This window comes from Vibrio clamense, from assembly GCF_050337905.1.
GTDB lineage: Bacteria > Pseudomonadota > Gammaproteobacteria > Enterobacterales > Vibrionaceae > Vibrio > Vibrio cortegadensis.
In genome coordinates this window covers 88,680-95,024 of record NZ_JAKJTJ010000029.1, presented here as the reverse complement: position 1 = coordinate 95,024, position 6,345 = coordinate 88,680, and the positions used below count along the sequence as shown (strand labels likewise).

The 6,345-nt window shown below is 41.6% G+C and carries 6 protein-coding genes and 1 pseudogene; 2 read left to right on the top strand and 5 right to left on the bottom strand.

The genetic code is table 11. From position 1 onward, the window contains the following. On the top strand, positions 1 to 483 hold a 483-nt coding region (locus tag L4C39_RS16680; protein WP_429747026.1), incomplete at its 5' end, for a tetratricopeptide repeat protein. 160 nt (positions 484 to 643) lie between these two features. Then, a complete protein-coding gene (locus L4C39_RS16675) occupies positions 644 to 994 on the top strand; it encodes a hypothetical protein (RefSeq protein ID WP_429747024.1) in 351 nt (116 codons plus the stop codon). Between the two features lie 562 nt (positions 995 to 1,556). Here the strand turns inward: L4C39_RS16675 and L4C39_RS16670 are convergent. The 5 genes and pseudogenes from L4C39_RS16670 to L4C39_RS16650 all read right to left on the bottom strand — a co-directional run bounded on the left by L4C39_RS16670 (position 1,557) and on the right by L4C39_RS16650 (position 5,928). Then, positions 1,557 to 2,477: an IS5 family transposase gene (locus tag L4C39_RS16670; protein ID WP_429747022.1), complete on the bottom strand. Its 921-nt coding sequence runs from the start codon at positions 2,475 to 2,477 to the stop codon at positions 1,557 to 1,559. A gap of 319 nt (positions 2,478 to 2,796) precedes the next feature. Further along, positions 2,797 to 3,062: pseudogene (locus tag L4C39_RS16665) on the bottom strand (GNAT family N-acetyltransferase); the annotation flags it as partial. Between the two features lie 5 nt (positions 3,063 to 3,067). Beyond that, positions 3,068 to 3,364 carry a PAAR domain-containing protein gene (locus L4C39_RS16660; RefSeq protein ID WP_017052334.1) on the bottom strand — a complete coding sequence of 99 codons (297 nt, stop codon included), beginning with the start codon at positions 3,362 to 3,364 and terminating at the stop codon, positions 3,068 to 3,070. Next, entirely contained in the window at positions 3,365 to 3,937 is a 573-nt protein-coding gene (locus L4C39_RS16655) for a DUF6931 family protein (RefSeq protein ID WP_429747020.1), read from the bottom strand. Continuing rightward, a complete protein-coding gene (locus tag L4C39_RS16650; protein WP_029203340.1) occupies positions 3,937 to 5,928 on the bottom strand; it encodes a type VI secretion system Vgr family protein in 1,992 nt (663 codons plus the stop codon). Before L4C39_RS16650 ends, L4C39_RS16655 begins: the two co-directional genes overlap by 1 nt. Positions 5,929 to 6,345 lie beyond the last annotated feature (417 nt).

Here is a 6,345-nt window from a genome sequence, read left to right as displayed (position 1 = left end):
ATGGAAATCATCATCAAACAAGCCATTGAATTGCGCAAAGAAGCTCGATATCAAGAGTCTAGAGCTTTGCTTTCAACGTTATTGAACGATGAAAACTATGTTGCTAAGGCTCACCTGCAAATTGCGTGGTCATATGATAATGAAGGTAAAGAGCAAGAAGCAGTTGGTCATTATCTGTCATCTCTGTCGGGTTTACTATCGTCAGTAGAACGGTTCGATGCTTTATTTGGCTTGGCGAGCACCTATCGAAGTCTTGGTAACTACTCAGATGCGCTTACGTATTTCGAGCAAACTCTGAATGAGTACCCTGATTCTATGGAGGTTCAGCCTTTCTATGCAATGTGCCTCTACAACCTAGGGCGTCATAAAGAAGCGACCGCTTTGCTTCTTGAGTTGCTAATTTCAACCACTAGTAGTGACGCAATAATAGAGTATAAACGCGCTATTTCTTTGTACGCCGAGGATTTAGATAGAACGTGGTAAACGAAACACGCTTATAACAAACAATTTAAGAGTGACTCCCAACGCTTGCAGATTTCACTCTGATTTGAATTTAGTGTTTTCGGTGCAATGGTTTAGCTTGGGTGTTATAGCGTTGTCGCACCTTAATTGGGCGTTATAAGCTATATGGTGGGGTCCATAAATGGAATCATTCGAGTGGCAGATAGAAACTAAGTTAGGTTTTCAGCCGTTAGTGGCGTTGTATAGGTGTTTTTTCAAGACTAAAGACTATAAAAAATGTACTACACATTCAATTTACTTAAGTCGAAGTGATGGTTGGCTCTACTACCGCGCTGGAGACGTTACAGGATGGGCGATAAAGCCAGGTACTGTATTGCGTCTAATCAGTTTAAGGGAGAGTAATCATCATAATTACTTTACTGGATACCTTGCTGAATTGCATACACTAGGCAATGACAAGTATATGTTTCAGTGTGACTTATCACCAGTTGAGTTTGAAAGAATGGAAAGTGTCTTAACTAAACCGTGGTAACGCGTATAACAAGGCGTTTAAGACAGATTCCCAACGCTTGGTATTCTCAGCTCAAGGCTGGGTTTTGTGTTTACGGTGCAATGGTTTAGGTTAGGTGGTCGCGTTGCTCACTACTTAACGCGGCGTTATGTGCTTTGAGGTTAATCATCAGATGGTCAAAGAATGAAACCATATAGTTATATCATGGCCCTAGGTGGGGCATATTTTACATTTACAGGAATTTTAGGTCTATTAACTAGTTCTAATCTAGTCGAGCCGAGTACGAACTTAGAGTTTTTCATTAAAGGGTACACTTGGTTTTACTCGTACTGCTCTGAATTAAGCGGGGTCGTTCGAGAGATGCATGAGTGGCAATTCCAGTACCTGTTAGTAGGGTGTGTATTTTGGTCTAGTTTCATGCTCTTTGTTTTAACTGATATTGATAATCCATATTTGCCACTTAATAAGTTTCTTCTTACGACACCGCGTCGCATACTTGCGTGGCCGCTTCTTTTCATCAATATCGGCGTGGCTTTGTTGCGTAATTCAGTTTAGAGACAGAGCCGCCCGTTTTGCATGCTTTTTAGTCAATACGACAAGTTTCAGGCATACCTAGCCTAGTGAGCTTATTCAACGCTTTTATCATCGCGTAAGTTTCACCCACTTGTGCATTGTAATTTCTTAAGCTCAACCGTCCTCCTAGCAACTGTTTAACTCGATACATCGCTGTTTCTGACAATGAACGTTTATGGTATCCATACCGCTTTTTCCAATACTTATTCGAGCTGTATAACTTCTGACAACCCACGGCGAAATTGCGAGGGTGACCACGCTCCCAGAAAGCTGCCCCCTCTCTTGGGGGAATAAGAGCAATGGCTCCCTTAATATTAATAGCAGCATGACACGCTCTCGTGTCGTAAGCCCCATCACCAGATACCTCAAGGATACTGCGGCGTGTTTGTTTCAGTAAGTTCGGGAGAACTTCCCCATCCGTAACCGTCGATAAACTTAGCTCGGCTGCAATAATTTCATGAGTGCTTGTATCGACGGCAATATGTAGCTTTCGCCAGACTCTGCGCCTGCCATCCGTCCCGTGTTTTTTGACTTTCCATTCACCTTCGCCATAAACCTTAAGGCCAGTTGCATCAATGGCTAGGTGCTGTATCGCTCCTCTCGTTTTAGTCTTAAATGAGACCTCAACTTGCTTGGCTCTACGGCTGATGCAGGTGTAATGCGGACAACTTAACGGTACATGGGCTAACCTAAATATCGAGTCGATAAATCCTTGCAGCGCTCTCAGCGGCATAGAAAAAACTCGTTTCACCATTAGTGCTGTCGTGATGGCTAAATCACTGAACCGACGTGGCCTCCCGCGCTTATTCTGTTTGCTTTGCGCCCACCCGCTTATCGCTTCTTCATCAATCCAAAAGGTCAAAGAGCCACGGTTAATAAGTGATTGGTTGTATTGCTTCCAGTTGGTTGTTTTGTAACGTGGTTTAGGCATGAGGCTACGAGAGATAGTGGACGTAGCAGATCAGATCGTAGGTTCTGGATTTAGTTCCATTGAATTACGCAACAAAGCCTACTCGATAGTTCCGGGGATGAGTTGTTCATCGATGATAATAGGGACGAACATGTTTTGGTTCGAGTAATCGGTTTTGAAGTTGGGCATAACCGTGTCTCGTGGCGAATAATTTAGATTAGATCACAAGGAGTTAGTGCGTTCAAGCTCATATCATGATGAAATGGCGGTAGGATCAGAATTGAGACGGGCGAGGAGAAATTCTACAGCCTCGTTAGTTTGCTAGGAGGCAAGCAGTCAACTAGCCTAAATTCGCTATTACATCAGAAATAGTAATAAAGAGTTTATTTTCTGCATCTTGAAACGCTTGGAATTCATATCGCTCGTAGAAGTCTTTTGCACCGTCTTTGGCGTCAACAATGACTACAGGGAATGCAACGCTATCAGTAGCTTTCTAAGTGCATCAATAAGGAGCCACTCGCCAAAGCCTTTACCTTTGTAGCGTTCATCGACTGCTAAACGGGCAATTAGACCACCAGAAGTCGATGATTGGTGTTTTTTCTGTATTGGGATTATCCACCAATTAAAACAGTAGGCATCCCCATTATTATGGTTCCACCATGGGCGGTGAGATCGCCCATTCGAGCGGCCGGTTTACTGTTTACAAGCACTGTGGCGCTGCCTTTTACCACACTATCTGGTGGTCCAACGCAAATGCACATTTGACCTACGGTTGCCGCAGGCATATTGCCGATGAGCACCGTTGTTGGCATGGGAAGCAGCGGCCCCCCTACATGGGGAATCGGTACGATGGCTGGAGTTTGCATTGGACACATATGCATGTCGGTTGCTCTGGCTGCTGGTAACATTTAGCTCTCCAAAATTTGACCATTACCACCTTTGGCAATGTCTATTCCAATATCAATAAATGTCTTATAACGCGCTTTTGCTTGCTCTCCATCTGGAAGTACGGCAGTTAGGTTAATACTGCCCGCAACTGCTTGAGCATATAAATACTCAGGAGGAGGCACGATAGGATCATTAGGAGCAGTCATGCTTCCTCCACTCCAAAATGCCGCTTGTGCAGCCCAGCCAGCACCTGAATCTAGGCCTGAAGTTTCGGCCATTTTTTCTGCAAATCGGCGATTGGTTTCATCTGGGTTGTGTACCCATGATTTAGCGGCTTGAATTGCATTTGCTTCTGCTTCGTTCCAGTCATGACGGCTTAAAGCGCAACAACTTGCCCACCAAATTGATTCACGAACAGGTAATGCATGCGCGAGGTAAATCACCGCTTCTGAAAATAACTCGTCATCAAAGGCGGCATAAATGAGGTCGAACGGTAAAAGGTGCTTTTCTGCGAGAGGTAACAGCGCCGCACTCGCCTCAAAAAGAGATAACACCTGTTTTGAATCACTATAGGGAACTTTTAATAGTTTCATTAATTTACCTTGGCTATTGCCCCTTGTATTTTGACCATGGCGCCCGCTTTAACTTCTGTCATGGCGCTACCATTTACCGTTACTAGCGTCCCTTTCACATCGGTTTTGCCTTTGCCCTCAATGTTAACCATTGACGCTTTCATTTCGGCTTTTCCTTTTCCATTTATTGAAATCGTTGGCGCATCTAATTTAATTCCGCTGGCAGAGATCTCTATTTTACTGGCTCCAACTTTTAGCTCTATTTTGCTTTTCCCAGAAATCGAAATTTTACTACCATCTACAATCACAGATGATTTGGCTTTTAGCTCTGAATTGGCACCAGATTCAAGGTTTACGTTTTTATCACTTTTTGCAGACAAGTCTTCTTTGCTGTGCATTATTAACTGCTTATCAGTGGTTGCACTGATATTTTCTTTGGCAATGAGCTCAGAAGATTTCTCGATAGTAGATGTCACTTTGCCTTTAACGGTAGTGGTTAGATCATTATTGCTATCGATTAAAAGATCTTTCTCGGCATGCAGATAGATGTGCTCTTTGTCTTTTTGATCTTCGAAGCGTAATTCGTTGCCTTGCTTACTGCTTCCTTTTGGTGTTGTTCGAGTTTTTATGCCACTTTGGGAAGCTGACGAATAAGCGGGTGAGTTCGTTTTATTGTATATTGAGCCAATCACCACCGGTCGATTTGGGTTACCATCAATATATTGAATAAGCACTTCATCCCCCACGCGAGGGAGAAAAAGGACGCCAAACCCTTTGCTTGCCACACCTTGAGAAACAGGAATCCAACAGGAGGTGTTTTCGTCTCCTTTACCCGCTAAATCCCAATGAAATTGTATTTTGATTCGACCATATTTATCCCTGTATATCTCTTCATTCTTAGGGCCAGTTACTGTTGCTGTATGTAATTGCTGTGCCGCTGGGTAGTGAATGTAAGGAGGCCTAAATGGTGTTTTGACATCACAGCATTGAAACGAATTTTCGTAACTTACATTTCGACCTGATTCGTCTGCCATAATACGATGAACAATATCGGTAATAAGGTACTCTTGATTAAGGCTTGAGACAGGATGCTTGTCTAATTTAAACTTTGCACCGCATGATAAGTCATTAATAGTCGACGTTGCGGAAGCTTGAACTTTTGAGTTATCCAGCGCTTCCATTTGCCGCTTTACAACATTGCGAAGATCGCCCTTATCATCAAAGCCTTGCCCATAATAATAACTTGATAAGGACTGAGGCGAATCACGATGTGAACTTTTACGCTCTCCAGTATCAAAAACTTCGGCTAACTCTTGATTGTGATCCGCTAGGGTTAATTTTGCGGTGCCGATACTATTTTTAATTTTCCAATTTGATAACTGATGATCATTAGATTGGCTTCCACCTCGAAAAAACAGCTTTCCGCCGTCAATTGATGCAAAGGCATGATTCGAATCCCCAATAATAATGACAGGCTTGTTGCCTGAGTGATCAAGATGGTAGTGCCACCCTTCTTCCGCAAGCAATCGCTGAGCGAAGCTCAGATCACTTTCATCCAATTGAATGCAATAATCATGTTTTCTTCCGGAACCAGTAACAGAGAATTCGAAGAAACTACTAAAGTTAGAATTACCGAAGAGTGATTTTAAAATTTGCATGGTCGTCATATTTTGAAAAACTTGGCGATTCATACGAAAATGTAAGAGGCTAAGAGGGTCTCTTGCTTCTACTTCATAGAAATATAACGATTTTTCAATGTTATAACTTTTTAACTCAATACTGGTAACTAAACCAAGAAAAGTACGAGTGTCATTCTGTTGTTTATATGAAACCGAAATGTTTTGTCCAAGCACATTTGAATCTATTTCATCATTTGCAGTAATAGATAATGTGAGTTGCGCTCCTTGTGAAAGGCTATCTTTAGATTCTAATTTTGAAGCAACATAAAGCTGATTATTGGAAAGCTTAACCTGAAGTGGACGAGTGTTGTAAGCCAATTCATTGTTGGTCATGGTTTTCATTATTCCTTCTAAAAGACAAGTGAAATAACATGTTTAAGTGTTGCTGATACAGTATATATCGAAATCGTTACTATAAATAATAAAGGTAAATCAACCATAACCTAATGTGGGTATTTTTTCATCTAAATAATACTTATATTAACACTTGATAATTAAGACGGTGCTGCTGGTTAGAATAAATGCCAAACATAGAGTGATTGATCAAAAATATCGATATTACAATTTGGATTAATTATATGCATTGTTGCTTATAAGGGTTGATGGGTTAGTTTATAAAATCACTGGTTGGATGAGTTCTTTTATAGATGGTGTTTCTTAAAATTATTCTATGTAAACAGGTGGTTACGTATTATCTAGTGCCGGTTGCTGTTATCTTGTCTTAAATGACCATCAATAATGACTTAAAAA